Below are 26,571 nucleotides of genomic sequence, written 5' to 3'. Positions count from 1 at the left end.
CAGTGGATCAGCAGTTTATAAAAGGTATACCTTTTTCAACTTTAGAATATGCAAAAGCTATAAGTTTATTAAAAGGTTGGCTACATGAACAACAAGAGAAACCCAGGTTTGTAGTAACTGCAAATCCTGAAATTGTTATGTCTGCAAAGGAAAATACGGAAAAATCAAAGGAGTTTAAAAAGATGTTACTATCTGCGGATTTAATAACAGCGGATGGGATTGGTGTCATAATTGGCTCGAAAATATTAAAAGGAACTTTGAAAGAACGTGTTACTGGGGTGGATTTAACTCACGATTTAATAAAATATTGTAACGACAATGAATATCGTGTCTTTCTTTTTGGAGCTGCGCCAGAAAGTAATAAAAAGGCATTAGAAAAATTAAATGAGCAGTTCCCAGGAGCACAATTTAAAGGACAGCATGGATTTGTAAATGGTGAAGAAATAGAAGAAATAAAAATGAAAATTAAGCAGTTCAAGCCGCATTTACTACTCGTAGGACTAGGCTCACCAAAACAAGAAGAGTTCATCTATGAAAACATACAAACATTAAACGTTCCGCTATCTATTGGTATCGGAGGTATGATTGATATAATATCTGGTACTGTAAAAAGAGCACCAAAAATAATGAGGGATACTGGAACTGAATGGCTGTATAGGTTACTCTCACAGCCGAAAAGATTAAAGCGACAACTTGTACTTCCGAAATTTTTATTATCGGTTATGTCTGAGAGGATTAAAGGGATTAATTAATAAAGGGGACTACATACATGAACAGAATCGGCATTATCGGAGCAATGCAAATTGAAATAGATTTACTTTTAAAAAAGCTAGTAATACAAGAAGAACAGACAATTGCGGGAATGCCATTTTATATTGGAGAATTCATGGGAACAGAAGTAATTATTACACGTTCTGGTGTAGGGAAAGTAAATGCTGCTGCATGTGTGCAAACATTAATTCATAAATTTAATGTAGACTCTATCATCAATACGGGCGTTGCTGGTGGATTACATCCAGGTGTAAAAGTTGGCGATTTAGTTATTTCAACTAACGTTACCCATCATGATGTAAGTAAAAATCAAATGAAAAAATTATTCCCGTTTCAAGAGGAGTTTATTGCAAGTAAGGAATTGATAGAGTTAGCACGTAAAGCATGTAACAGTAATAGTTCAAATATTCAAGCTCACGAAGGAAGAATTGTAAGTGGTGAATGTTTTGTTGAAGATTCAAAGTTAAAGGCAAAATTAATAGATGAATATGCACCTCATTGTACAGAAATGGAAGGGGCAGCAATTGGACATGTCGCCTACATAAATGATATACCGTTTCTTGTTATACGATGTATTTCTGACAGCGCAGATGATGAAGCTCAAGTTTCTTATGATGACTTCGCGAAAACTGCTGCGAATTATTGCTCAGAAATTATTATTGAGATGCTTAAAAATATATCTGGTAAAACTATAGTCCAAAAGGAGAGATAGGAATGTTACAAGCATTAATTTTTGATATGGATGGAACATTATTTCAAACAGATAAAATTTTAGAATTATCGTTAGATGATACTTTTGATCACTTAAGATCACTTCAATTATGGGATACGGTAACATCGATTGAAAAATACCGTGAAATTATGGGTGTGCCGCTACCGAAAGTTTGGGAAGCTTTATTACCGGACCATTCTATTGAAATAAGAGAACAAACAGATGCATATTTTTTAGATAGACTAATTGAAAACATAAAAAGCGGAAAAGGCGCTTTATATCCAAATGTAAAAGAAATATTTACATATATAAAAGAAAATAATTGTTCAATTTACATTGCTAGTAATGGTTTGAAAGAATATTTACGAGCAATCGTAACGTATTATGCTTTAGACAAGTGGGTGACAGAAACGTTTAGTATTGAACAAATACAATCGCTAAATAAAGGTGACTTAGTTAAAAGTATTATGAACAAATATGATATAAAAGAGGCAGCGGTAGTTGGTGACCGGCTATCTGATATAAATGCAGCGAAAGACAACGGTTTACTTGCAATTGGGTGCAATTTTGATTTTGCGCAAGAAGATGAACTTGCTCACGCTGATATAGTAATAGATGATTTAATAGAGTTAAAGCGGATACTGCCTGCTGTACAGAGATAAATAAAGTGTGTGCATTTTTTCCAAGTCCTATATGTCTTATTTTATGGAGGGAGTATGCTTAAAAATAATTTTAAAATTAGTAATATTCCTGCGGTTTTGTGGGGAGAGAAGAGTGAAAAAGTTTTTATTGCAGTACATGGAAATATGTCAAATAAGGAAGATGCAGTTATTCAAATATTAGCTGAAGAAGCCAATCGAAAAGGTTATCAAGTATTAAGCTTTGATTTACCTGAGCATGGAGAAAGAAAAAATGATAACACTCCTTGTAAAGTACAGTTTTGTGTTAATGAATTATCTATAATTATGAACTATGGAAAAGTACATTGGAAAGAAATAAACGTATTTGCATGTAGTATGGGGGCGTATTTTAGTCTTTTAGCTTATCAAAATGATGTGCTAAAAAAGGCATTATTTTTATCACCAGTAGTTAATATGGAACGAATTATTGAAAATATGATGAAATGGTTTAATGTAACACCGGAGCTTTTGCAAAAAGAAATGACTATAGAGACACCTATTGGTCAAAAGTTATATTGGGATTATTTATGCTATGTAAAAGAGCATCCTATTAGTACATGGAATACAGATACATATATTATGTACGGAGCTAAGGATGAACTGTGTGAACTTGAAACTATTAACTATTTTACAAAAAAACATCGTTGTGAATTAGAAGTTATGGAGACGGGTGAACATTACTTTCATACCGAAGAACAGTTAAAGATATTTGAACAGTGGTTACACAAACATATCGATTAACAAATTATAATTTATCTTGAACCTGTTAGAGAAGAATGAGGAATATATAAACTGATAGTATATTTGAGAGAAATTATAAATGGTGAATGTATACACTTAAACAAACAGATGCTTTAGTTCAATAAGAATTAAACAACTTTAAAGAGCCTTACGACACACTAGATTGTAACAAGACTCTTATATTTTCATAATAAAATTAATCGACTGTATTATCGATTTACATATGAAGTGAAGTATATGCATACTATGAATTAAATAAAGTAATAAGCATAAAAATGCTCAGAATAAATGGTTCTCGAGCATTTTTATGTATTTTCGTACTTAGGGGGAGTGGACTTGAAAGATATACATATTCAACAAATAGAAAATTTAATGGAATATGAATTCAGTCATCTCGTTCAAGACAGTGAAGAAGAGGGCTTTAATTTCCTTATAAGGCTAATAAATGAATATAAAAACAAAATAAATGTATTCAATAAAACTGGAGAATGTTTATATGGTATTTTCCAAGGGGATATGTTAGTCAGAGTTGGAGGTTTAAATAAAGATTCGTACATAAAAGACAATAGGATTGGGCGGTTAAGGAGATTTTATATTTTAAGGGATTATCGGCGTATAGGGTTAGGGAACTTATTATTAAACCAGCTATTAGGTCATGCGGAAAAGTATTTTGAAGTGATTGTTTTACATACTGACACGAAGCAAGGGGATGTGTTTTATACTGCAAATGGATTTGTGAAAGGGGGATTATATAAGGGATCAAGTCACTACAAAGTATTATAGAGATTGCTATCCAAACAATAGCTACGGAAAGGTATTTTCGTTGATAAGTCGATATATCTTAAAAAATCGCTGATATATATGAAGGTGCGACCCTTATATTAGAAACAACTTTTATAATTTCATTTACCAAATTGTCATTATAAAAAAGAGCACCTTAGCTTTTAAAATTTAGCTTATAAGGTGACTCCTTTTCAGTCAATTACGTTTTAACCTTCATTTGTTTCAATAATAATCCTGGTTTACCTTTTACATAATAAAAATGCGGATTATTTTCATCATCATAAAGCATAATATAAGGCTTTTCTTTTAGTGGGAGTAGTATAAGTACTTCGTCTATTGTAGTGTGTAACCATTGATTAGTAATAGAAACCGGCTTAGATAAAGGGATTTTTATCATATAGCCATCTTTTGGAACGACATTTAAGTTTTTAAATGGACCAGTAATTGATTTAGCGTATTGAACTGCTTCTTTTTGGATTACTGGATCTAAAGATTGTTTTTGGATGACCATTTCTTTTTGACAATCAAATACTTCAATTTGTTGATTTGTATTTGCGAACGCATTTGTTGATAATAGAAATAGAAGAAGAGAAATGACCCCGATTTTTTTTATCATAGTACAACACCTCACCATTACTATCCCCTCAAAAGCTTTAAATATTTTTCTGTCACATTCATGTAACAAAGATGTTGTATGATACAATTGGTTTTTGTTTAAAAGCAATGGAGGAAAAAATATGAAAGTTTTAATTGCAGATGACGAACAAGATATGTTAAGGATTTTAAAAGCTTATTTTGAAAAAGAAGGCTTTGAAGTATTATTAGCGAAAGACGGAGAGGAAGCACTTCAAATATTTTATGATGAAAAAATTGATTTAGCTATTTTGGATTGGATGATGCCGAAACATAGTGGTATTACTGTCTGTCAGGAAATAAAAAAGAATTCAAGCGTAAAAGTATTAATGCTTACGGCGAAAAGTGAAAGTGAAGATGAATTAGCAGCGCTTCAAAGTGGGGCAGATGAGTACGTAAAAAAACCATTTCATCCAGGAGTACTAATTACACGAGCGAAAAAACTTATTCAGCATGATGATATTATTCAAGTACAAGATGTAAAGATAAATTTCGCCAAAAATAAAGTATATAAAAATGATATAGAGTTAGAAATTACAAAAACAGAGCTCGAATTAATAAAATGCTTTTTAAATCATAAAGGAACTATTTTAACTCGTAAAAAATTGTTAGACATTGTATGGGGATTTGACTATTTTGGAGAAGAGAGAACGGTTGATACACATGTAAGAAGGCTGCGTAAAAAAATTGGAGAAAATATTATTAAGACGCATCGTGGGCTGGGTTATAGTTTGGAGGAACAAAGTGAATAAACTTGGGAAAAAGCTATTTCTCAGCATTTCTTTAACCGTTATTCTTATATTTACAATTTCTTTATTATTAATTAACTTTCTCCTGCCGAAATATAATATTTATAAAACACGTGAAAACTTAAATGAATTTACAACTCAAATACAAAATGCGCCAGTCAATGATTTAGAAGATGTTATTCATACAATTGAAAGTGAAAATAATGTTACAATTGCGTATACGCCAATTAATCAGTCAGAAGATGCTATGAACGACGCGTTACGCATGCAACTTACGAAAAAGAAAGTAACGTTAAATAAGCTTTGGATTACGAAAGACGAAGTTATGAAAGTGAAGACGGAAGGGCAATCGAATAAACTGTACGATCAAGGAAAGGTAAAAGCGAGTTTTTTTGCTAAATATATTGCGAAAGATGATACGATAATTTTAATTGGGACTTCCATTGCGAATTCAAATGAAATTATAAATACGTTAAATACATTTTACTTATATATCCTATGTTTCTCGCTCCTTCTTATTATTTTACTTGTGTGGATACTTTCAAAAATAATAACGACACCACTGAAAGAGTTAAGTGATGTGGCTCAGGATATTTCACATTTGCAGTTTAAAAGAACGAAAGTGAAAACGAATGATGAAATAGGAGAGTTGGCCAATAGTATTAATATCATGAGTGAAAAACTACATGAAGCACATCAAGACTTAACTGATCGTAATGAACATTTAAAACGATTTATGGGTGATGTAACGCATGAATTAAAGACACCGATCGCATTAGTAAAAGCATACTCTATGGGGATTAAAGATGGATTAGATGATGGGACTTATGTAGATACAATTATTAAACAAACAGATCAAATATCAAACTTAATTGAAGAACTATTACGATTTTCTAAACTAGAAAGAGATATTTTACAAAAAGAAGAATTCCCCATTGAACCACTGGTCCAGAGTATATTAGATAAGCATCAGATTGAACTGGATTCGAAAGAAATTAACTTGCAAGTAAATTGTAATGCGGGCGATACAATCGTTTATGCAGATTTAAATAAAATGAGAATGGTGTTTCAAAATTTAATTTCTAATGCGATAAAATATACAGCAAATCAAAACATAATAATTACATTAGAAGATAGAAATAAAAGTATATATTTCCAAATAAAAAATGGCATTCCTACGGATAAAATTAAGGATATCGAGAAAATTTGGGAGCCTTTTTATGTACTAGAATCTTCTCGTAGTAAAGAAAAATCAGGTACAGGATTAGGTCTAGCGATAGTGAAAAGTATTTTAGAAAGGCATGGTTTTGAATATGGAGTTTCCTCTATAGATAGAGAAATTCAATTTTATATAAATGTGAAAAAGGACTAATGAAAATATTAGTCCTTTTTGCAGCTTTAGAGATTAGCGATACAGGATGAATCACCATAATTTTCAAAATTGATGTATTAAATGGAGAATTAGCAAATGTTCTACTTTCATTAAATTCACGTGAAGTTCACAGGAAAACGTTATATTTACATAGTTATATTTGAATTTAATGAAGTGAGGTATTCAGATTTGAAAAGAAAGAAATTAGTAATTGGTAGCATTTTAATGGGTATGACGTTATCTTTATCTGCATGTGGTTCATCAGATAATATTGTAACGACAAAATCAGGAAGCATTTCAGAAAGTGATTTTAACAAAAAATTAAAAGAAAACTACGGTAAACAGAATTTATCTGAAATGGTAGTAGAAAAAGTATTAAATGATAAATATAAAGTTACGGATGAAGAGGTAACGAAACAACTAAAAGAATTAAAAGACAAGATGGGCGATAATTTTAATACATATATGGAATCTAATGGTGTGAAAAATGAAGATCAGTTGAAAGAGAAATTAAAGCTTACTTTTGCTTTTGAAAAAGCTATTAAAGCAACCGTAACGGAAAAAGATATTAAAGATCATTATAAGCCAAAGCTTCAAGTTAGCCATATTTTAGTAAAAGATGAAAAGACAGCAAAAGAAATTAAAGAAAAATTAAATAGTGGCGAAGATTTCGCGGCATTGGCTAAACAATATTCAGAGGATCCAGGTTCTAAAGAAAAAGGTGGGGAACTATCTGAATTTGGACCTGGTATGATGGTGAAAGAATTTGAGGATGCTGCGTATAAGTTAGAAGTTGGTCAATTGAGTGAACCTGTTAAATCTTCTTTCGGATATCATATTATTAAGCTAACGGATAAAAAAGAGCTTAAACCGTATGAGGAAGAGAAAGAGAATATTCGTAAAGAATTAGAACAGCAACGTATACAAGATCCTCAATTCCATCAACAAGTTACTAGAGAACTGCTTAAAAATGCAGATATAAAGGTATCTGATAAAGACTTGAAAGATACCTTTAAAGAGTTAGAAAAATAATAAATGGAATGTAAGGCAAGCGATAGAAATATCGGTTGTCTTTTTCTCTATTTATCCCGCTATTTGCCGGGCAGTAAGACCCCACCTCAAAATTCAGCGAAAGCAAAGAAGTGGCCCTGCTGCTCGTAAACGCCCAATTGGTGAGGGCTGATTAAAGTTTTACTTTATAAAGAAGGAGGAAGCGGGAAAATACTTTCATACCTGCATTAAATTTTACTTAATAAGAAATCTTTGAGTTTCTCAACTTTTATATAAAAATAAAACTGAATTTTCAGTTATTTTGTTATATAGTAAAAGAGAACGAATAAGGGGAGGGAACATTTTGAGTAAAAAGAAAATGGCAATTACACTGTCAGCAATGCTATCTGCAACAATTATACCTAGCTTTACTATGAATGTGCATGCAGAGAAGAAGGAAGAGATTAAAAATACGAAAATTGAATTAGAAAATGGGATGACAAAGCCGATTTATTCTCTCGATGAAGCTATTATCGAAAATTTATATGTAGAGACAGAAGTTGATAGTGATCGAGACGGTAAGAAAGATAGAGTATCGATAAAAGTTATGCGTCCAAAGACAGATCCGAATGTGAAAGTTCCTGTTATTTATGAAATGAGTCCATATCGATCTGGATTAAAAGATGTTCCTGTATATAATGTAGATGAAGAATTGTATGCGTATGAAGGAAAACCGTATGGAGCGGTTAATCTTGGTTCGTATGGGAACTATTACGTGCCAAGAGGTTATGCAGTTATTCTAGGCGAAAGTATCGGTACTGGAAAATCAGATGGATGCCCTACAACTGGAGATGAACAAGAGATACTCGGGACAAAATCTGTTATTGATTGGGTAAACGGTCGCGCGAAAGCATTTACAGAACAGGGTGAGGAAGTTCAGGCAAATTGGTCTACAGGAAATGTAGGTATGACTGGAGTTTCCTATAATGGTACTTTACCAAATGCTGTTGCGACTACTGGAGTCGAAGGTTTAAAAACAATTATTCCAATCGCAGCAATTAGTAGTTGGTATGATTATTATCGTGCAAATGGTGCAGTCATTGCTCCAGGCGGATATCAAGGAGAAGATACAGATAATATGGCAGAAGCAGTACTGACAAGGGAAAATCCTGAAGTTTGCGGACAAGTTATAAAAGAATTAACGGCTGGACAAGACCGAAAAACAGGTAATTATAATGATTTTTGGGATAAACGTAACTATGTAAAAGATGCTAAAAATGTAAAAGCGAGTGTATTTGTTGTTCATGGTTTAAACGATTGGAATGTTAAGACGAAACAGTTCGCGCAATGGTGGGAAGCACTTGCGGAAAATAATGTTCCTCGTAAAATGTGGCTACACCAAGGTGGTCATGGTGGGACATCAAGTAATAACTGGCAGCAAACACAAAATAAATGGTTAGATTATTGGTTGTACGGAATTGAAAATGGAATTATGGATGAACCAATGGTTGATGTGCAACGAGAAAATAAAACGTGGCAAAAGATAAAAAATTGGCCAGATCCAGCGGCTGTACCTTCAAAAATCCGTATGTATTTAAGTAATAAATCAGTCAATTTACCATTAAGTATGGGAGCGGCTAATAAAGTTTTCTCAGTCTTAGATGATGCACAAATGAAATCAAACCAATTAGTAGCAAACCCAGAATTAGAAGTAGCAAATCGATTAGTATATACAATGCCTGTACTGCAAAAAGATACGCGTATAAGTGGTACACCAAAGATTTCAATTACAGGAAATATTGATCGATCTGTATCAAATTTAACAGCATTACTTGTTGACTATGGAGGAGCGAAGCCGGAAATCGTAACGAGAGGCTGGATGGATCCACAAAACTTAAAGAGTATAGAAAATTCAACAGCGATTCAACCGGGCAAAGATTATACATTTACATGGGACATGCAGCCAGATGATTATGTATTTAAAGTGGGGCATCAAATCGGAGTTGTTTTAATTGCAAGTGATTATGATTATACAATTAGACCGAAAGCTGGCACGAAACTTACAGTGAAATTAAGTGAAGTGACATTGCCGATTGTGAAATAAATATTTTTTCTAAAGAACTTACTAAAGTAAGCTCTTTAATTTGTAGTCTGAATTTTTAATTTTTATATTTCAAATTGGAAGGTTATGTAATACAATATCATTATATTCTATGGAAAGTGAGTGATATATTATGACAGTCAGCTCTTTCGAAATATCATTAAAATTAGAGGTACAGGAAGATTAGTTGAATTGAAATCTTCCGTACGTAAAAACGGAGGAGAAAATAAATGTTTAGCTTTTATAGTACACTTTGTACGGAACTGTATGATTACACAAAACCAGTCGGTTATTCTTTAAATGGTGATATTGAGTATTACAAAGAACGTTTAAAAGATTGTAGAGGAAGAATCCTCGAAGCTGCAGTAGGTTCAGGGCGTGTCATCATTCCGCTTCTAGAGGCTGGTTTTAAAGTGGATGGGATAGATTATTCACCTGAAATGCTAGATTCTTGCCGTAAGCGCTGTAAAGAGAGAGGCTTACATCCTAATTTATATGAAGGAAGCTTGCAACAATTTTCACTTCCGCATAAATATGACGCAATTATCATTCCTACTGGATCTTTTTGTTTAATTGAAAATCGTGTGGATTCTATAAATGCATTGAAATGTTTTTATGAACATCTTAATCCAGATGGACGATTAATCGTAGATATTATGCTTCCGCATGACTGGAAGACTGGAGAAATTCATACATCGACTTTCTCTTTGCCGAGTGGAGACGGAATCACATTAGAAAATAAATCAATTGAAATAGATTGGCTGAACCAAGTTACTGTATCATATTTGAAATATGAAAAGTGGAGTAAAGGACAGTTAGTACAAACAGAACTACAACGCTTTGCGGTACGTTGGTGTGGAATAGAAGAGTTTAAACTTCTGTTAGAAAGTATAGGTTTCTCTAACATTACTTGCTCTGCTGAATATGATTATGAAAAAGAACCGTCAAATGCAAATCAAATGATTACTTTTGAAGCTATGCGAAAAGAATAGAACTAAAACTATGAATAAAAAATAAGGCAATCGATTTAAAATCGGCTGCCTTATTTTTAATTTTATGTAATGGTTTATAGAGAAAGATTGGAGGGAAATAAATGAAACTTATATTAATATTTGGCCCACAAGCAGTTGGAAAAATGACAGTGGGGCAAGAATTAGCAACATTAACCGGTTTAAAACTTTTTCATAACCACATGACAATTGATTTAGTAAGTCCAATTTTTGATTACAGTACGAAAGAAGCAAAAAGACTAGTAAGTTTATTTCGTAATGAAATATTTGAAGAAGTATCTAAAAGTGATTTATCTGGAATGATTTTTACGTATATATGGGCATTTGACCTCCAAGCGGATTGGAATTATATACATCATGTAGAAAGTATTTTTGAATCAAAAGGTGGGACAGTGTATTTTGTAGAGCTGGAAGCGGAATTAGATGAAAGATTAGAACGAAATAAAAGCCCGAATAGATTAGAACATAAACCGAAAAAAAGAGATATTGAGTGGTCTGAAAATAATTTGAAAGAAACGATGAAAAAGCATAGATTAAACTCTCTTCATGGTGAAATTGAAAAAGAAGAGTATATAAAAATTAATAACACGTATTTGAGTGCAAAAGAAGTAGCGGAAATGATTAAAGAGAAGTTTCAATTGTGAAATTTTTGAAGTCTATTTCGTTTTCGTTGTCCAAGCATTCTCCTACTAATTACACATACTATTTATGTTAAAGTCGGCTACTATTTTATATAGGGCTGTTATTTTCCTATAAATGCTATTTTAGTGAAGTGGGAGGAATCAATTTGGAAAACGTAGAACAAGATAGAATTGAAAATCAAGTGTATTCAAATCGTGTAGTAAGATCAGAATTTGATTCGAATTGGGAAACTTGTATATCAAAGAGTGGTTATGTAATTTATGTAGCAACAAGTAATAATGCTGAAGTAATAGTGCTTCTTGCAGATGGTTCAAGTAAATTATTAATTTTCGAAAAAGGCGGTAAAGTAGTAGTAGGTGGCGGTGAAACAAGTCATTACAGTAAGCCGCATATTGCAAGAAATATTTAAGATAGAACATGTTAATTAAGAAGAAGCTGGAAAACGGTTGTCATTCATGTTTAGGGCATGATAGACGAACCGTTTTTATTTGTTTATAAATTTAGAAGAACTTCATTGATTACAAATACATCGGGATGACCAGCAAAATTAGAAGAAAACTTGGCGGGTAATGGTACAAAATATTATGTAGGTTTGCAAAAATGTTATAAGCGATATAAAAAAGCATTTCCTATTTGGGTAAACACTACTTCTATGTTATAGTATAATAGTGTTTTTAGATGGTGCTATTTTAATATATTTATAATTTTGTTATGTATTATTTTTATATTAAATAAGCGTCTAAAGTATTTTTTTATATAAGGAGTAATAATTAGAGAAATGAAAAATATAGACTTTATACTAGAAAGTGATGAGGCATTAAAACCGTCTGAACGATTAGTACTATTATTATTAGAGAAGCATAGAATGTTATATACGAACGATCTATTGGCATTATCAAATTTATCATATAAAACATTAACAGATTCATTAACGGCGCTAGTTTTAAAATCGTATGTGTTAAAGGAAACAGGTAAGGGAAGAAGACAGAATTGCTATAGATTAGTATGATAAGGCAGCTGTTTTAGAAACTTTTACATATGTTTTTTCAATCGTAAGGTGAAATTGTATTTTTGTTTTCAAACGAAAAACTTACTATAAGAGGGGCTAAGATAGTAGCGTTTCATTTTTGTAAATGTAATTATTTCATCATTGAAAATACAAAAATAAAATAAACCGCATAAAACAGAAATAAAAAAACAATCCATTTTAAAAATGGATTGTTTTTTTATTGGAATAATATTATTTGATATGTTGAAAGCATAAATAGCAGAATAAACATTACCTGTTTTAGTTCATGCAACTGAACAAATATGATGAAAACTATGTGTATAGTTTTTTGCTTGCTTTTTCAGTAACTCTAATGAAATCATGGTCTTCATTGTTTAAAGGTAGTATTTTTAACATTATTGCTATTCAGCATTAAGCACAAAAAAGTAATATATATAATATTATTATGTAAACTTAAGATTTTAAAAGGAAAATATAATAATTAATAGAACATGTAGAAGGAGATGCTTAAATATTTTGAAGGATGGGAGATTATTATGGAGCATTTACAATCAATAGCACAAGCTGTTATAAGTGGTAATAAGGAAAAAGTAGTGAAGTTTATAAAGGCGAGTCCAAGTATTGTTAACGAATGTAGTGAAGATGGCTGGACACCACTTCATTTAGCAGCTTATTTTGGACAGAAAGAAATAGTGAGTTTTCTTTTAGAAAGCGGTGCAGATATACATAGTAGAGCGAAAAACGAAAATGAAAATACACCTTTGCAAGCGGCAATTGCGAACAAGCAAAGTGAACTTGTCGCTTTCTTAATTGAAAAAGGATCAGATGTAAATATTATGCAAAGTGGTGGCTGGACAGGACTCCACGAAGCAGCATTATTAGGAAATGAAGAAATAATTATGTTGCTCCTTAAAAATGGAGCTAATAAGATGATTAAGAAAAATGATGGGAAAACAGCGTATGATATTGCATTAGAAAAAGGATATAATCACCTTTTACATCATTTGAAACAGGAAGTGAACTTATGATGAATAAATGGAGTGTTGGTATATTTTTATTTAATGAAGTAGAAGTGTTAGACTTTGCAGGGCCATTTGAAGTTTTTTCTGTAACTGAGGTGAATGAAGAAAAAACATTTACTGTTTATACAGTTAGCGAGAATGGGGAAATGATTACAGCAAGGAATGGATTGAAGGTACAGCCAGATTATAGTATTGAAAATTTACCACCAGTGGATATTTTAATAATTCCGGGTGGGCTAGGTGCTAGAAAATATGAAATAAAAAATGAAATAGTAATAAAATGGATTCGCCAACAAATGAAAGAAGTAAAGCTGATGACTTCAGTTTGTACAGGAGCGCTATTACTGGCGAAAGCAGGTTTACTGGAAGGTTTAAAAGCAACAACACATTGGGCTAGTATTGAAAAGTTTAAAAATGAGTTTCAAAATGTTGAAGTTATAGAAAATGTAAAGTTTGTAGATGAAGGACATATTATAACATCTGCCGGAATTTCAGCTGGAATTAATATGGCATTTCATATTGTGAAAAACTTGTTAGGTGTGCATGTTGCGGAGGACACAGCGAAGCGAATGGAGTATGATATTAGTTTGCCAATATAAAAAGCCCGGATTGGGCTTTTTATATTGAATGAATATAGTTAAGCTCTTCATCACTCAAAATAGGGCGAACAGATGCATTTGCATTTTCTTGTGCTTGTGTTCCTGTTTTTGCACCAGGAATTACAACACTTACTGCCGGATGAGAGAGTACATAGCGAAGTGCAAGTTGCCCTAGGGTTTGATTTTTATTTGAGAGCAACCGAAGTTTCTCTACGGTTTGTAAGTCTTCTTGAAACCAAGTTTCATTTGGCCAATCTTTGCGTAAATCTCCATCTGGAAAAATTGTTTTATTTGTGAATTTTCCAGTTAAAATGCCCATTTTTAATGGACCACGAATAACAGCTCCTAGATTTTTCTCTTGTAAGAATGGTAATATATCTTTTTCCGGTTTTCGATTTAATATATTGTAATCAAGTTGTACGATATCAATTTCGTTGTTGTTATTGAAATGATGAATGTATTGTAAATCATGAGTCGAAACACCGACTGCTCTTACTTTGCCATCACGTTTTAATATGTCAAATGCACGTAGAAATGCTTCTGTTTCTCTACGATTATGCCACCAAATATGACAAAAATAAAGATCAATATAATCTGTTTGAAGACGTTGTAAACTTGTTTCGAATACGGCGATGATTTTTTCGGGAGTATCATATACAGGAACTCCATTAAGGTCGTAGTGATGTCCGATTAAACCACCTTTTGTTGATAGGATAATATCATTACGATGTCCTTTAATCGCGGTAGCCACCAACTTTTCACTATGTCCTAAACCATACACATCCGCAGTATCAATAAAATTCACACCACATTCAATTGCTTTTTTTATAGCGGTTATAGATTGTTTATCGTTAACAGGTCCCCATTCATCACCACCGATTGCCCATGCGCCAAAACCTATTTCAGAAACAGTTATTCCAGTTTTACCTAATGTGCGGTAATGCATATTTCCCCTCCTTGTAAGCATGTTATAACATGGATATGTGGGGAAGGAATTTTGTGTGTGAAAAAACTCTTCTACAATAGTAGAAAAAGAATTACAGAAACTACTATTTTATAGCAGCATGTATAAAAAAAATCGGTGTAAATATGGAAATGTCGTCGAATGCTATCTTTAATTGGTTAATTTATGGGATATTTTTGTGAAGGAGTTTATTTTATAAGAATAGAATTTAGTTTAGTAAGAAAACGTGCCGATGGTAGTGAAAAATATGGGTTAGGGGGATTTGAATGAGGAAACTCGAGCGAGTAAATGTTCCTAATATACCAGAGCAATTATCACAACCTAGTGACAAGCGTAGGGTAAATAAAAAGAAGTTAAGGCGACTTATTTTAATGGTCCTTTTTATTGCGGCAACTACTCTATATGTTCAATATATTTTAACGAAACAACAAGAAGTAATTGATAAAAAGAAAGATACGATTACGGATCAAAAGAAACAATTAGTATCTTTAAAGAAAGATAAAGATTCTTTAAAGACTAACATAGAAAATTTAACAGACGATGAGGAAGAAATTTTGAAGTTAGCGAGAAAAGAGTATCAATTTTCTAAGTCAAATGAAACTATATTTGTGATGCCAAAGTAATAAAAAACAGTTAGCTATTGAACTGCACCCCCAATTGTTAGACGCCGTCTAACAATTGGGGGTGCAGTTTTTTATGTATGAATGTCATGGTACAAGGAACAATCACATATTGTAGAAATGAAGAGTTTAAGCTATTTTCATAAATATGGAATATGCATTGAAATAAATGTTGTTAAAATTCTGTCAATTATATTATAATACAAGGTAAGCGGATATATTTTTTAATCAACGTTGAGTTCCTCGCTCATACGACTATTAAGAAACCCGTTATCCTCGTATAAGAAAGGAAGATAGCTGTGTACGCTTCAAATACAATTTATATCGTAGGGGATGCGAAAGCACCTCAAAATAATCCCATTACTGAAAAGTTTAAAAGCTATTTTGTAGCATTTATACTTGTTAAGGATACAGGGGAAATTGTAGATGCAGACTGCTCAGCGACAATTGCATTAACATCTCAATTTGTTAAATATTTATTTCTACATAAAAATATAAATGACCCGGCATTAGTAATGGAAGTAAAGAACCGATATTTCGGTTCTTCTCAAAAAGCGTTACTTGTAGCGCTAAAAGATGCACAGAAAAAATATAATCAGATTGCTGCTTTGTCTACTCAATCATAGACAAAATCCAGCCATAAGAATCATTCTTATGGCTGGATTTTTTTATTTCACATTATCGTTCTACATCAAAAGTAAACGAAAACAAAGTAGAGTGATAGAAGAGTAAATGTCCAATGGGTTTACCTAATAATTCGTGGGTATAAATCTCCGGTGGATTAAGATTTCACTTCATTGGGGAACGAAAGGATGAACAAAATGAAAATTACAGATGTAAAAGTAAATCGTAGACGTGTAAAACTGCATACACCGTTTAAAACCGCACTTCGTACTGTAACAGAAATTGAAAGTATAGATGTTTATATTCATACAGACGAAGGAGTGATTGGTAAGGGGGCTGCAGCCGCAACGCCAGTTATTACGGGGGATTTCACCAGCGGAATAGAAGAAGCGATTTTAGGACCGATGCGTTCATGTTTAATTGGTCAAAATATCATTCAGTTTCAGCAGTTATTACAGGACATTCAAATGAGTTGTATTGGAAATTCAAGTGCGAAAGCAGCGGTAGATATCGCTTTATATGATGTATATTGCCAATATCAAAATGTGCCGTTATATGCATTGTTAGGCGGGAAGAAAAAAATTCATACCGATATTACAGTGAGTGTGGATGAACCTGTATTAATGGCAAAAGAAGCGAAGAAACATATAGAAAAAGGATTTCAAACATTAAAGATTAAAGTGGGTAAAGAGGCGCATTTAGATTTGGAACGTATTGAGGCAATTCGAAATGTGGTACCAAGAAATACGACATTACGTTTAGATGCGAATCAAGGTTGGAGTCCAAAAGAAGCGGTCTCTATCATTCAAGAGATGGAAAATCGTAATTTAAATATAGAATTTATTGAACAACCAGTACACGCGAAAGATTGGGATGGGTTAAAGTACGTCAAAGATCGTGTGCAAACGCCAATTATGGCCGATGAAAGTATATTTTCAGCAAGTGACGCATTAAAGCTCGTTCAAGGAAGATATGCAGACTTCATTAATATTAAATTAATGAAGTGTGGTGGCATACGTGAAGCATGGCGTATTGCAGATATCGCAGAAACAGCTGGTGTGAAGTGTATGGTGGGCAGCATGATGGAGTCTTCACTTTCCGTTAGTGCTGTTGCGCATTTAGCGGCAGCGCATCCTAATATTCATTATTTTGATCTTGATGCACCGCTTTGGTTAATGGAAGAGCCAGAAGGAATGACTTATTCTGGATCAAAGATAAACCTTCAATCGGCAGTGAATAGTAAGTTTTAGGAGAAGAGACTAGTAAACTATCTTTTAAGGGGGATAAATATGAAAAAAGTAGGAACTGCATTTTTAACAACTTTATTTATATTTTCATCGTTTACATCGGCAAATGCTGAAGAAAAGAAGGATAATAAAGCATTTATAGATGTATCTGCTGCAACGTTATGGACAGTACCTGATTCATTAAGGCCAATCGATACACCGAGTGCAACAAATCCAGTGGATCTATGGAAATGGACGAAATCAATGACACTTGACGAGAAACTATGGTTAACAAATGCAAATAAATTAGAAACACAAGCGTTACTCGGTCAAGAAGTAACTGTTATTGATAAGAAAGGCGAATGGGTGAAGGTATTAGTGCATGGACAGCCAACACCACGAAATGAAGAAGGTTATCCGGGCTGGATACCTGAAAAACAATTAACATATAATCAAGAATTTGCAGATAAAACAAATGAACCTTTTGTCTTAATAACCAAACCAACAGCGATTTTATATATAAACCCTTCTGAAAAACATAAATCACTTGAAGTCAGTTATAATACAAGACTGCCGCTATTAAGTGAAGACACAATTTCATACCGTGTATTGTTGCCAAATGGTCAAAAAGCATGGATACGTAAAAATGATGGAACAGTTTACCAATCTCAAACTGATATTCCAACTCCGGCCGCTGATGATTTAATTAACACAGGGAAAATGTTTTTAGGATTACCGTATATATGGGCTGGTACAAGTGGTTTTGGATTTGATTGCTCTGGCTTCACGCATACAATCTACAAATCGCACGGCATTACAATTCCGCGAGATTCTGGACCGCAATCAAGAGCAGGAGTTGCAGTTGATAAAGAAAATCTACAAAAAGGTGATTTAATTTTCTTTGCACATGATCAAGGGAAAGGTAGTGTCCATCACGTTGCAATGTATATTGGTGATGGCAATATGATTCACTCACCAAGAGCTGAAAGATCGGTAGAGATTATACCGCTAAATACACCAGGATATATAGAAGAATACGCTGGTGCTCGTCGTTACTTACCTTAAAAATAGAGGGGGTTTTTAAATGAAAAAAGTTGTTCGTTACTCATTAGTTAGTACTCTATTAGTTTCTTCATTTTTAGTTGGTTGCGCAAAAGAAAAAACTGCAACAAAGCCGAAAGATGAGAAGAAAGTATTACAGTTACTAGAAACGGGTGAAATTCCGTCGTTAAATTCAGGGAAAGTAACAGATGCAGTCTCGTTTAACGTTTTGAATAACGTAATGGAAGGACTATTCCGTCTATCGAAAAATGATGAAGTAATTGAAGCCGGCGCACAAAAATATGAAGTGAGTAAAGATGGAAAGACATATACATTCCAATTGCGTGATGCGAAATGGTCTAACGGAGATCCAGTAACCGCTCATGATTACGTATACGCTTGGAAGCAATTGATTAATCCAGATACAGCTTCTCAATATGCATACATTGCGTACGATGTAAAAAATGCTGAGAAGATAAATAAAAAACAACTAGGTCTAGATGAATTAGGAGTAAAAGCGAAGGATGATAAAACATTCGTCGTAGAGCTAGAACACCCTGTACCGTATTTTACGAAATTATTAATTTTACCATCCTTCTATCCAATTAACGAAAAATATGCGAAAGAGCAAGGTGATAAATACGGCTTAGAAGCAAATAAAGCGGTATATAATGGACCGTTTACATTATCAGAGTGGAAGCATGAAGCTAGCTTTACAATGAAGAAAAACGATAAGTATTGGGATAAAAAAGAAGTGAAGTTAGATGAAGTAAACTATCAAATTGTAAAAGAAATTTCAACTGCGGTAAATTTATATGAAACAGATAAAGTTGATAGAGCTGTTATTTCTACAGAATTCGTAGATAAATATAAAAATAATAAAGAGCTAAAACAATATACAGATCCAGTTATGTACTTCTTCCGATTTAATGAAAATGTACCAATTCTTAAAAATAAAAATGCACGTCTTGCGCTAAGTACAGTTTTTGATAAGAAGGGACTCGCAGATTCATTTTTAAATGATGGATCGGTTGCAGCAAACTATTACGTACCAAAAGGATTTTTAAAGGGCCCAGATCAGAAAGATTTTAGAAGTACGGCTGGCGAGTTTAATAAGACAAATGTAAAACAGGCGAAGGAATATTGGGAGAAAGCGAAACAAGAGACAGGTACAAATGAAGTGACGTTAGAACTATTAAATTATGACTTAGAAAACTTTAAAAAAGTTGGAGAGTACATTAAAGAGCAGCTTGAGAAAAACTTACCAGGATTAAAAGTGAATGTGAAATTACAACCACATACGCAAAAATTAGCACTTGAGAAGAAGAAAGAATATGAAATGTCGTTATCACGCTGGTTACCAGATTATCCGGATCCAATGACTTACTTAGAAGTATTCCTTTCTGGAAGTAGCGTCAATAATACAGAATATGCAAATCCAGAATATGATGCATTAATTAAGAAGATTAAAACAGAATTAGGTAATGATGAAAAGGCTCGCTGGAAAGCAATGCAAGATGCTGAAAAAATGCTACTTGATGATGCAGTAATTGCACCGGTATTCCAGCGCGGATTATCATACTTACAAAAACCATATGTGAAAGATTTATATGTACATCAATTTGGTCCAGCTACAAGTTTAAAATGGGCAGATTTACAAAAATAAAAGAATGGGGAAACAGACTTCACGTATGTGATAGTCTGTTTTTTCTTATTTAAAGTTAGAAAAATAGTTCATGGTATAATTTATTAGTCTGTAAACAGTATTTGGAGGGAAAATGATGTCTATGTTTGAAGAAGAGAAAGTAATTTATACAAAAAGATTATTCATGAGGAAACCAATTGTAGAAGATATTGATCAGTTTTATAACATATTAAAAAAAGATACTGTTGGCAAATGGCTGGCTAAATCAAGAGGAATGTCGAAGGAAGAAACAAATGACTATATCGGGCAACTTATCTTACATTGGGAACAGTTTGAATTCGGAGTATGGTTGTTATTTAATAGTGAAACAGGAAAGCTTTTAGGACATTGTGGTTTAAGAAAGGTAGATGAAACAGGTGAAATAGAAATTATGTATCTCCTTGACCCAGAACATTGGAGGAATGGGTATGCATTAGAAGCAGCAGAGGCTTCCATCAAATATGCAATAGAGACTTTGAATGTAACAAGAATAATTGCTAGAGTTAAAGTAGAAAATGAGAGCTCGAAAAAACTTTTACGAAAGCTCGGGTTTATATATACCCATGAAGTTGATCATAGCGGGCGCTTATTATCATATTTTGAACTCCATACATCATCCAAAGAATTCTAGACATTTCATATGTGTTTTCATTGTTAAAAAATAAAATTATTACTAAAATTCCAGTGTGAAATTTATGTAGAATCTTGTATAATTAACGTGTTTCTATGGAAACATTTTTTTGTGCTATTTATATAGGACTTAATAGAACAAGTAAGGAAATACATACATGTATATAATAGATAAATAGAATGGAACATGTATAGAGAAAAAGGAGAGAAAAGATGACGTGTCAAAAACAAGGGTTACAATTTAATAACGATAGAAAGAGGGACAGAAGATGAAAATGAAGCATGCTTTTGGTCCTATAATTTTAGCGTGTGTGCTTTTTTTCATTATCATTCTAATCCCATCGAAAAGTTTAGTGTCGCTTATTAGTGATAAGAAGGTAGAAGATGCGGCAACTTCTTTACAAAAAGAGAAATTACAAAGTGTTTTCTTACAGCAAAAAATGTTAGAGAATTCACAGTATTTACCGATGTACGGTTCATCAGAATTTTTACGAATGGATGCATATCATCCGTCTAATTATTTCAAAGTAAATCCAGCTGGTTTTACACCGTTTTTAATTGGAACTGGTGGTACACAAAGTTTAGCTCATATTTTAAATATGACATCTACTATGGATGAATTAGAAGGTAAAAAAGTAGTCTTTGTTCTTTCACCACAATGGTTTACAAAGACTGGTGTATCACAAGGGGATTTCACTAATAATTTCTCCAAACAACAAGCATATCATTTTATTTTTAATGATGAGATAAATCCAGAAATGAAGAAGCAAATCGCGAAACGGCTATTAGATTATAAAGTTGTTCAAGAAGATGATATATTAAAAAATTCATTAGAAGGTATTGTATATAATGATACGAAACATAACATAAAAGCAGGTTTAGTTAAACCACTTGCTTATATGCATCGAAATATTTTAGATCATAGAGATTTATTTAACTCTTTATTTAAAATCGAACCGATGAAAGAGAAAACAAATATCGGACTGCGTTCAATTTCTTGGGAAGACGCACGTAAACACGCAGAACAAGAAGGGAAAGCGGAGTCTACTACAAATACATTCGGAATTGAAAATCCGTATTATCATAAGAATAATCTGAAGAAAAAACTAAAAGGTTTAAAAAACTTTAGAGCAAATGAAACATATGATGAATCACCAGAATACGATGATTTACAAATTATTTTAGATTTATTTAAAGAGAAAAATGTCAAACCACTCTTTATTTCTGTACCTGTAAATGGGCCTTGGTATGATTATACTGGCTTCCCGAAAGAACGCCGTGAAGTGTATTATAAAAAAGTTCGAGAACAGGTTGAGAAAGCAGGATATCCAGTAGTTGATTTCTCTGGTCATGAATATGATAAGTATTTCTTAAAAGATACAATTCATTTGGGCTGGAAAGGTTGGATTTATTTTGATGAAGCAGTGCAGAAATTTAATTCTGAGAAATAAAGTATAGAAATCGGAATGGCTATGAGCCGTTCTGATTTTTTTAGTATAGAGGATTTTGGTGAGGACAATTTGGGAATGCATGTATATCTTGAACCTGTCTATAATCATAATGTTTCATTGCGAACTGGGCTTGATAAAGGTATTCATACACATATAATTGACCATCGTGCGCTGAACATAATACACCAGAAGTTCCTTGCCCATTTATGAAGGAAATACCGATAGGGCGTCCGATTAAGTATGGTATTTTTTGCTGCCAATGCATAGAGAAATCACTCCTTTTTGAGATAATATACGAAAGAAATGATTGAATGGTTGCTTATCCATGTAAATGTAGATGGAAAGGTGTTATATAATTCCTGAAGATTAATATAAATAAAAAACCGCTATAACTCCAAATGAATTTATAGCGGTTTTTGTTATATTCTTAAGTAAGATTTTTACGCTTTTTTGTCCATTTTTTTATAACGAAGTATAAAAGTATAAGTACGACGCCACCAATTGCGAATGATTTCACATACGGACCAGCAATATCGTTAATATTCTCCCAATTTTCACCTAGTTTTTCACCTAAATAAATGAAAATAATAGACCAAGGGATAATCGCAAGTGCTGTTAATGTAGTGAAACGTAGTAATGGCATTTTTGTAATACCAGCAGGAATTGAAATCGCATGACGCACTACTGGAATGAAGCGTGCTGTAAAAATGACGCCAGTTCCGTAACGATTAAACCAATCTTCTGCAGCATCTATTTGTTTTTTATGTATGAAAATATATTTTCCATAACGTTCTAATATAGGGCGTCCGCCGTATCGTCCAAGCCAATAAATAAAGATTTGGGCAATAACACCGCCAATTGTACCGAATACAACTGCGCCTATAAATGAGATACTTCCATTGAATACTAAGTATCCTGCATAAGCAAGGACAATTTCACTTGGGATAATCTCAATCATAAGTCCAAGCATAATGCCCCAATAACCTAATCCTTCAAAAAACGTTAATACTGAATGAATAAAACTACTTAACATTGTTGCACCTTCTAGTTTATGAATTTTTGAGTATAAGAACCTTTTATTTAATCACATAAAAGGTTCACCATGTGTAGATTATACCTTATTTGCATAGGGGATTGCTATTTCAACTTTTTTATGTCTCTCATAAGTATTATAGTAAAGTATTATAGTAAAGTATTATAAGCCACGTTTTCATGAAGGGTTAATGAAAAGATTATTAAAAATTTCTCATATATCAATGATAATAGACTGAAAATTAAGTATAATGGTATAGGCCTTTCATTTACAAAAATAGGAGGAGAACGTATGTATATTACAGATCCGATTTATGGACCAATCTCTATTCGTGATAGAGATATCCTTCGATTGATAGATACAAAAGCATTTCAAAGGTTGGCGTATATTAAACAACAAGGACATACTTATTTTTTACATGAGAACGCAATACATACAAGAGAAGAACATTCGATAGGTGTATATGCACTAGTAAATAAAGTGATAGAACATCTTACTGAGATTGGTGACATACATTTATCGAAATATGAACGAAAGCTAGTATCTACTGTAGCCCTTCTACACGATGTTGGACATGGGCCATATTCACATTTTTTTTCAGCAAATATCGGGTGAAAATCATAGTGAGTGGACGGTACGAATCATTCAAGAGGACGAAGAAATACGTACGATTTTAAATCAAACACCTAGATTATTAGATGATGTAACGAAAGCTTTAACAGAAGATGGGTTTTTTCCAATTATAGATGAGCTCTTATTTAATTCATTAGGAATGGATCAATTAGATTTTTGGAATAGAGATTTATATTACTCATCGCTTGAATTAGAAGGTTTACAGATAGAAGGATTGATTGCTAACATGCGTTTAATTGACGGTAAACTTGTTATTGAAGAATCGGGAATCCCCTTCATCGAACAATTAATGAAAATGAAAGAAGGGCTTTACAATAATGGATTTGGCCATCCGTTTGTGATAGGAAAAGATATATTGCTGCAAACAATTTTTAAAATGATAGAGGAGAAAAATCTTTCGTTCTATACTCCTGAACTTCAAAACTTCTTTCATAAAGGAGAGAAGTTAGAAGTAGAAGACTTTCTTCCGTTACAAGATGAAATGATTTTAAATGAAATACAGTGCTTTGCAAAATCAGATGATGTTGAAATAGTATCTTTAATTCAACTTTATGTTTCAACAACTAAAAGTTTATCATTTCAAAAAGGAGTGGAGGGTGATTTTAGAAAGGAAAATAACAATTTAGCGATAATAACTGAGAAAAAGGCGTACAGTTCATATGCAGGTGGTATTTACGTCCATAGTGAGGGGCAGTTAGAGGACATTTTAGAGAAATCAAATTTCATTCAAGAGATAGTAAAATTGCCTAAAAAAGAATATGCCTATTCAATTTGATTTGGTTCGAAAATAAAAAATGAATGAGATGGAAACGTAAATTTAGAGGAGGGAATAAAATACATGAAACATAAAATTGCTGTACTGGCAGATGTACATGGAAATGCAACTGCTTTAAAAGCAGTTATCGAAGATTCTATGAAAGAAGGTGTGACTGATTATTGGTTTTTAGGAGATTTAATTATGCCTGGTCCTGGATCGAATGATTTGTTTGAAATATTAGAAAGTATTAACGTTGATACTTATGTACAAGGAAACTGGGAAGATAGTTTTCTTGACGTTCTTAATAAAAATATTGATATTGATAACGCAACTGATATTTATGTTTCTAGATTAGTTCAGTATCAATGTGAAAACCTGGATGAAAATTATATTAAGCATGTTAAAAATTTACCATTACATATAACAAAACAGGTTAATGATTTATCAATCAGTATTAGTCATAATCTACAAAATAAAAATTACGGAGGAGATTTGTGGCCCACTAATAATCAGGAACAGTTTGATCGGCTATTTGATCGTGATTATGATATTGCGATTTACGCTCATACCCACCATCAATTGTTGCGCTATAGTAGCAATGATCAATTAATTATTAACCCAGGAACAGTTGGACAACCTTTTTACAAGTGGAATAAGCTAAATTCTGACTTGCGTGCTCAGTATGCAATTCTTGAAATTGATGAGGCAGGGATTACTGATGTGAGGTTTAAAAAGGTTTTTTACGATGTAGAAAAGGAATATAAAAATGCCATGAATAAAAATCTTCCTTACATTGATTTATATCGTGAGCTGTTAGAGACAGGAAAAACTCATACGCATGATATTGAATTATTACAAGAAATTAATGACAAATATAATTATAAAGATGAAGTAATTAAGTTTATCGAGAAAATCTGATAGGAATTTAATAGAAAGAAATGAACATTGTTGAATGTTAGGTTAGTAATGATTTTTACATAATACATAATCAAGAGTTATTTTATAATGAAACTTAGATGTAAAATGATTTTTGTATTTTATATTGATTGAAAACAAGCATCCCCCTGTCCTAGGTATATGACGGGGGGATGCTTGTTTTTTTAAGGCTTCACATCTAAGTTCTGTAAAAATAAAGTTGCTGTTACGTAACGCTTTGCTAACATTTGTACATAAGCGGTATGTACAGAAAGGGTCGCAATAATAATAGCGTTACGAATTGCTTCGCGTTGTTCGTTATTAATTTGATCGAACTTACTTGCGATTTTATCAGCTTTTTCTTTTACGATGTTTTCAATTGTATGAACGGTATCTGTTGCATTTAATTGTAAGCAATTTCCTTGATTGAGTTCTTCAAATAGAGAAGAGTATGCTACATATAAATGAACAGGATTGATTAAATCATCACTTCGATCAGCTGGATCATTTACAATAAGGCGTAATAGCTTACGAATGGATTCAAAATCAAGTGCTGTTTTTAAATCTTCGACAATAAATAGTAAGGCTGCTTGTTCAATTGAATATTTTTTCCCTTTTTGAGGAGAGCCAATCATTTCTTTTATATCTCGTTTCACCCAGTTTTGCATAGCAGTTACAGAGAAACTTGTGTTTTCAATCTGATTGCCAAGCGCAACTATTTCATTTAAAGAAAAACCGACATCAGTATCGTCAATTTTAATCAGCTTTTCAAAAATAGGTGAAAGTGCGGTAGTAATAAAAGCTGTAACGCTTTGTCCGCTTTCAATATCTTTTTTATGTGACTTTGCCCAAGCTTCTTGTAAAATACCGAGAGGCTTTTTCGTATTCCATCCTCTTAGTGATAGAAGAAGGGTAGCCATTTCGTTTCGTGTGAGATGAAATGTTTCCATCTTTTCACCTCCAAAATAATAAAAAGTTCTTATGAACTTATAATATGTTTTGTTTCATTTAAAGTCAATTCTGTTTTGCTTAATTTTTCCTTTGTGACCAAACTGTTGAAAGTAAATAATACTTGCATATTTCGACAAAAGTTCATATAATAAGTTCATAAGAACCTTTAAAATGTTCTTAAAAACAAATCTATCATTCTGAATTTACTAGAAAGATAGATTTCACATA

At 32.6% G+C, this 26,571-nt stretch carries 28 protein-coding genes and 1 pseudogene; 24 read left to right on the top strand and 5 right to left on the bottom strand.

Features of this window, described 5'->3' with window-relative positions; translation table 11 throughout:
• Positions 1–2: 2 nt before the first annotated feature.
• The 5 genes from MKY21_RS14345 (at position 3) to MKY21_RS14325 (ending at position 3,687) form a co-directional block, all read left to right on the top strand.
• On the top strand, positions 3–752 hold the full coding sequence (locus tag MKY21_RS14345; protein WP_341076594.1) for a WecB/TagA/CpsF family glycosyltransferase: 750 nt from the start codon (positions 3–5) through the stop codon (positions 750–752).
• Positions 753–769: 17 nt separating this feature from the next.
• Positions 770–1,483 carry a 5'-methylthioadenosine/adenosylhomocysteine nucleosidase gene (locus MKY21_RS14340; protein WP_001079732.1) on the top strand — a complete coding sequence of 238 codons (714 nt, stop codon included), beginning with the start codon at positions 770–772 and terminating at the stop codon, positions 1,481–1,483.
• A 2-nt stretch (positions 1,484–1,485) separates the two neighbouring features.
• A complete protein-coding gene (locus tag MKY21_RS14335) occupies positions 1,486–2,145 on the top strand; it encodes an HAD hydrolase-like protein (RefSeq protein ID WP_341076591.1) in 660 nt (219 codons plus the stop codon).
• 54 nt (positions 2,146–2,199) lie between these two features.
• A complete protein-coding gene (locus MKY21_RS14330) occupies positions 2,200–2,904 on the top strand; it encodes an alpha/beta hydrolase (RefSeq protein WP_000916869.1) in 705 nt (234 codons plus the stop codon).
• A 288-nt stretch (positions 2,905–3,192) separates the two neighbouring features.
• Positions 3,193–3,687 carry a GNAT family N-acetyltransferase gene (locus MKY21_RS14325; protein WP_136986716.1) on the top strand — a complete coding sequence of 165 codons (495 nt, stop codon included), beginning with the start codon at positions 3,193–3,195 and terminating at the stop codon, positions 3,685–3,687.
• A 199-nt stretch (positions 3,688–3,886) separates the two neighbouring features.
• Here MKY21_RS14325 and MKY21_RS14320 read toward each other — a convergent pair whose 3' ends face one another.
• The gene (locus MKY21_RS14320; RefSeq protein WP_000591772.1) at positions 3,887–4,303 is read right to left on the bottom strand and encodes a hypothetical protein; all 417 of its coding nucleotides are present in this window, start codon (positions 4,301–4,303) and stop codon (positions 3,887–3,889) included.
• 121 nt (positions 4,304–4,424) lie between these two features.
• Here MKY21_RS14320 and MKY21_RS14315 point away from each other — a divergent pair, with 121 nt between their 5' ends.
• The 10 genes from MKY21_RS14315 (at position 4,425) to MKY21_RS14270 (ending at position 13,814) form a co-directional block, all read left to right on the top strand.
• Positions 4,425–5,072 carry a response regulator transcription factor gene (locus MKY21_RS14315; RefSeq protein ID WP_000865979.1) on the top strand — a complete coding sequence of 216 codons (648 nt, stop codon included), beginning with the start codon at positions 4,425–4,427 and terminating at the stop codon, positions 5,070–5,072.
• Positions 5,065–6,441 carry a sensor histidine kinase gene (locus tag MKY21_RS14310; RefSeq protein WP_016118080.1) on the top strand — a complete coding sequence of 459 codons (1,377 nt, stop codon included), beginning with the start codon at positions 5,065–5,067 and terminating at the stop codon, positions 6,439–6,441. The genes MKY21_RS14315 and MKY21_RS14310 overlap by 8 nt, the downstream gene beginning before the upstream one ends.
• A gap of 189 nt (positions 6,442–6,630) precedes the next feature.
• Positions 6,631–7,473, top strand: coding sequence for a peptidylprolyl isomerase PrsA (locus MKY21_RS14305; RefSeq protein WP_002103226.1), 843 nt, complete (start codon positions 6,631–6,633; stop codon positions 7,471–7,473).
• Positions 7,474–7,795: 322 nt separating this feature from the next.
• Entirely contained in the window at positions 7,796–9,535 is a 1,740-nt protein-coding gene (locus MKY21_RS14300) for a Xaa-Pro dipeptidyl-peptidase (RefSeq protein ID WP_063263994.1), read from the top strand.
• Positions 9,536–9,762: 227 nt separating this feature from the next.
• Positions 9,763–10,524 carry a class I SAM-dependent methyltransferase gene (locus MKY21_RS14295; RefSeq protein WP_000490908.1) on the top strand — a complete coding sequence of 254 codons (762 nt, stop codon included), beginning with the start codon at positions 9,763–9,765 and terminating at the stop codon, positions 10,522–10,524.
• A gap of 101 nt (positions 10,525–10,625) precedes the next feature.
• Positions 10,626–11,186, top strand: a complete 561-nt coding sequence (locus MKY21_RS14290; protein WP_000767064.1) for an AAA family ATPase — start codon at positions 10,626–10,628, stop codon at positions 11,184–11,186.
• Positions 11,187–11,329: 143 nt separating this feature from the next.
• A complete protein-coding gene (locus tag MKY21_RS14285) occupies positions 11,330–11,593 on the top strand; it encodes a hypothetical protein (RefSeq protein ID WP_000432428.1) in 264 nt (87 codons plus the stop codon).
• A gap of 369 nt (positions 11,594–11,962) precedes the next feature.
• Positions 11,963–12,193, top strand: coding sequence for a hypothetical protein (locus tag MKY21_RS14280; protein ID WP_000789031.1), 231 nt, complete (start codon positions 11,963–11,965; stop codon positions 12,191–12,193).
• Between the two features lie 536 nt (positions 12,194–12,729).
• Positions 12,730–13,221, top strand: a complete 492-nt coding sequence (locus tag MKY21_RS14275) for an ankyrin repeat domain-containing protein (RefSeq protein ID WP_206904822.1) — start codon at positions 12,730–12,732, stop codon at positions 13,219–13,221.
• Positions 13,218–13,814 carry a DJ-1/PfpI family protein gene (locus tag MKY21_RS14270; RefSeq protein WP_016118075.1) on the top strand — a complete coding sequence of 199 codons (597 nt, stop codon included), beginning with the start codon at positions 13,218–13,220 and terminating at the stop codon, positions 13,812–13,814. The genes MKY21_RS14275 and MKY21_RS14270 overlap by 4 nt, the downstream gene beginning before the upstream one ends.
• A gap of 19 nt (positions 13,815–13,833) precedes the next feature.
• Here the strand turns inward: MKY21_RS14270 and MKY21_RS14265 are convergent, their stop codons facing one another.
• The gene (locus MKY21_RS14265; RefSeq protein ID WP_000559352.1) at positions 13,834–14,760 is read right to left on the bottom strand and encodes an aldo/keto reductase; all 927 of its coding nucleotides are present in this window, start codon (positions 14,758–14,760) and stop codon (positions 13,834–13,836) included.
• 284 nt (positions 14,761–15,044) lie between these two features.
• Between MKY21_RS14265 and MKY21_RS14260 the strand changes: the two genes are divergently transcribed.
• The 7 genes from MKY21_RS14260 to dltD all read left to right on the top strand — a co-directional run bounded on the left by MKY21_RS14260 (position 15,045) and on the right by dltD (position 22,054).
• Positions 15,045–15,401 (top strand): FtsB family cell division protein, encoded by a 357-nt coding sequence (locus MKY21_RS14260; protein WP_001228374.1) that lies wholly within the window; start codon positions 15,045–15,047, stop codon positions 15,399–15,401.
• Positions 15,402–15,697: 296 nt separating this feature from the next.
• Positions 15,698–16,024 carry a DUF3870 domain-containing protein gene (locus MKY21_RS14255; RefSeq protein WP_000271312.1) on the top strand — a complete coding sequence of 109 codons (327 nt, stop codon included), beginning with the start codon at positions 15,698–15,700 and terminating at the stop codon, positions 16,022–16,024.
• A 186-nt stretch (positions 16,025–16,210) separates the two neighbouring features.
• Positions 16,211–17,272 (top strand): dipeptide epimerase, encoded by a 1,062-nt coding sequence (locus MKY21_RS14250; protein WP_001038455.1) that lies wholly within the window; start codon positions 16,211–16,213, stop codon positions 17,270–17,272.
• 39 nt (positions 17,273–17,311) lie between these two features.
• On the top strand, positions 17,312–18,313 hold the full coding sequence (locus MKY21_RS14245; protein WP_000755427.1) for a C40 family peptidase: 1,002 nt from the start codon (positions 17,312–17,314) through the stop codon (positions 18,311–18,313).
• A gap of 19 nt (positions 18,314–18,332) precedes the next feature.
• Entirely contained in the window at positions 18,333–19,955 is a 1,623-nt protein-coding gene (locus MKY21_RS14240) for a peptide ABC transporter substrate-binding protein (protein ID WP_000758259.1), read from the top strand.
• A 115-nt stretch (positions 19,956–20,070) separates the two neighbouring features.
• A complete protein-coding gene (locus MKY21_RS14235; protein WP_000061611.1) occupies positions 20,071–20,604 on the top strand; it encodes a GNAT family N-acetyltransferase in 534 nt (177 codons plus the stop codon).
• A gap of 268 nt (positions 20,605–20,872) precedes the next feature.
• Positions 20,873–22,054, top strand: a complete 1,182-nt coding sequence (dltD, locus tag MKY21_RS14230; RefSeq protein ID WP_000782300.1) for a D-alanyl-lipoteichoic acid biosynthesis protein DltD — start codon at positions 20,873–20,875, stop codon at positions 22,052–22,054.
• A gap of 40 nt (positions 22,055–22,094) precedes the next feature.
• Here the strand turns inward: dltD and MKY21_RS14225 are convergent, their stop codons facing one another.
• Both MKY21_RS14225 and MKY21_RS14220 read right to left on the bottom strand, forming a co-directional pair.
• Complete coding sequence (locus MKY21_RS14225; RefSeq protein ID WP_000558692.1) at positions 22,095–22,319, bottom strand: hypothetical protein; 225 nt, start codon at positions 22,317–22,319, stop codon at positions 22,095–22,097.
• 162 nt (positions 22,320–22,481) lie between these two features.
• Positions 22,482–23,087 carry a DedA family protein gene (locus MKY21_RS14220; RefSeq protein WP_000952914.1) on the bottom strand — a complete coding sequence of 202 codons (606 nt, stop codon included), beginning with the start codon at positions 23,085–23,087 and terminating at the stop codon, positions 22,482–22,484.
• A 291-nt stretch (positions 23,088–23,378) separates the two neighbouring features.
• Between MKY21_RS14220 and MKY21_RS14215 the strand changes: the two are divergent.
• Together MKY21_RS14215 and MKY21_RS14210 are read left to right on the top strand one after the other, a co-directional pair.
• Positions 23,379–24,495: pseudogene (locus MKY21_RS14215) on the top strand (HD domain-containing protein).
• Positions 24,496–24,558: 63 nt separating this feature from the next.
• Positions 24,559–25,395, top strand: a complete 837-nt coding sequence (locus tag MKY21_RS14210; protein WP_000680867.1) for a metallophosphoesterase family protein — start codon at positions 24,559–24,561, stop codon at positions 25,393–25,395.
• Between the two features lie 182 nt (positions 25,396–25,577).
• Here MKY21_RS14210 and MKY21_RS14205 read toward each other — a convergent pair whose 3' ends face one another.
• Complete coding sequence (locus MKY21_RS14205) at positions 25,578–26,342, bottom strand: DUF1836 domain-containing protein (protein WP_000447231.1); 765 nt, start codon at positions 26,340–26,342, stop codon at positions 25,578–25,580.
• Positions 26,343–26,571: the final 229 nt, after the last annotated feature.

This window comes from Bacillus sp. FSL R9-9497, from assembly GCF_038005805.1.
Classification (GTDB): Bacteria; Bacillota; Bacilli; order Bacillales; family Bacillaceae_G; genus Bacillus_A; species Bacillus_A cereus.
This window is presented reverse-complemented; position numbering and strand designations above follow the sequence as displayed.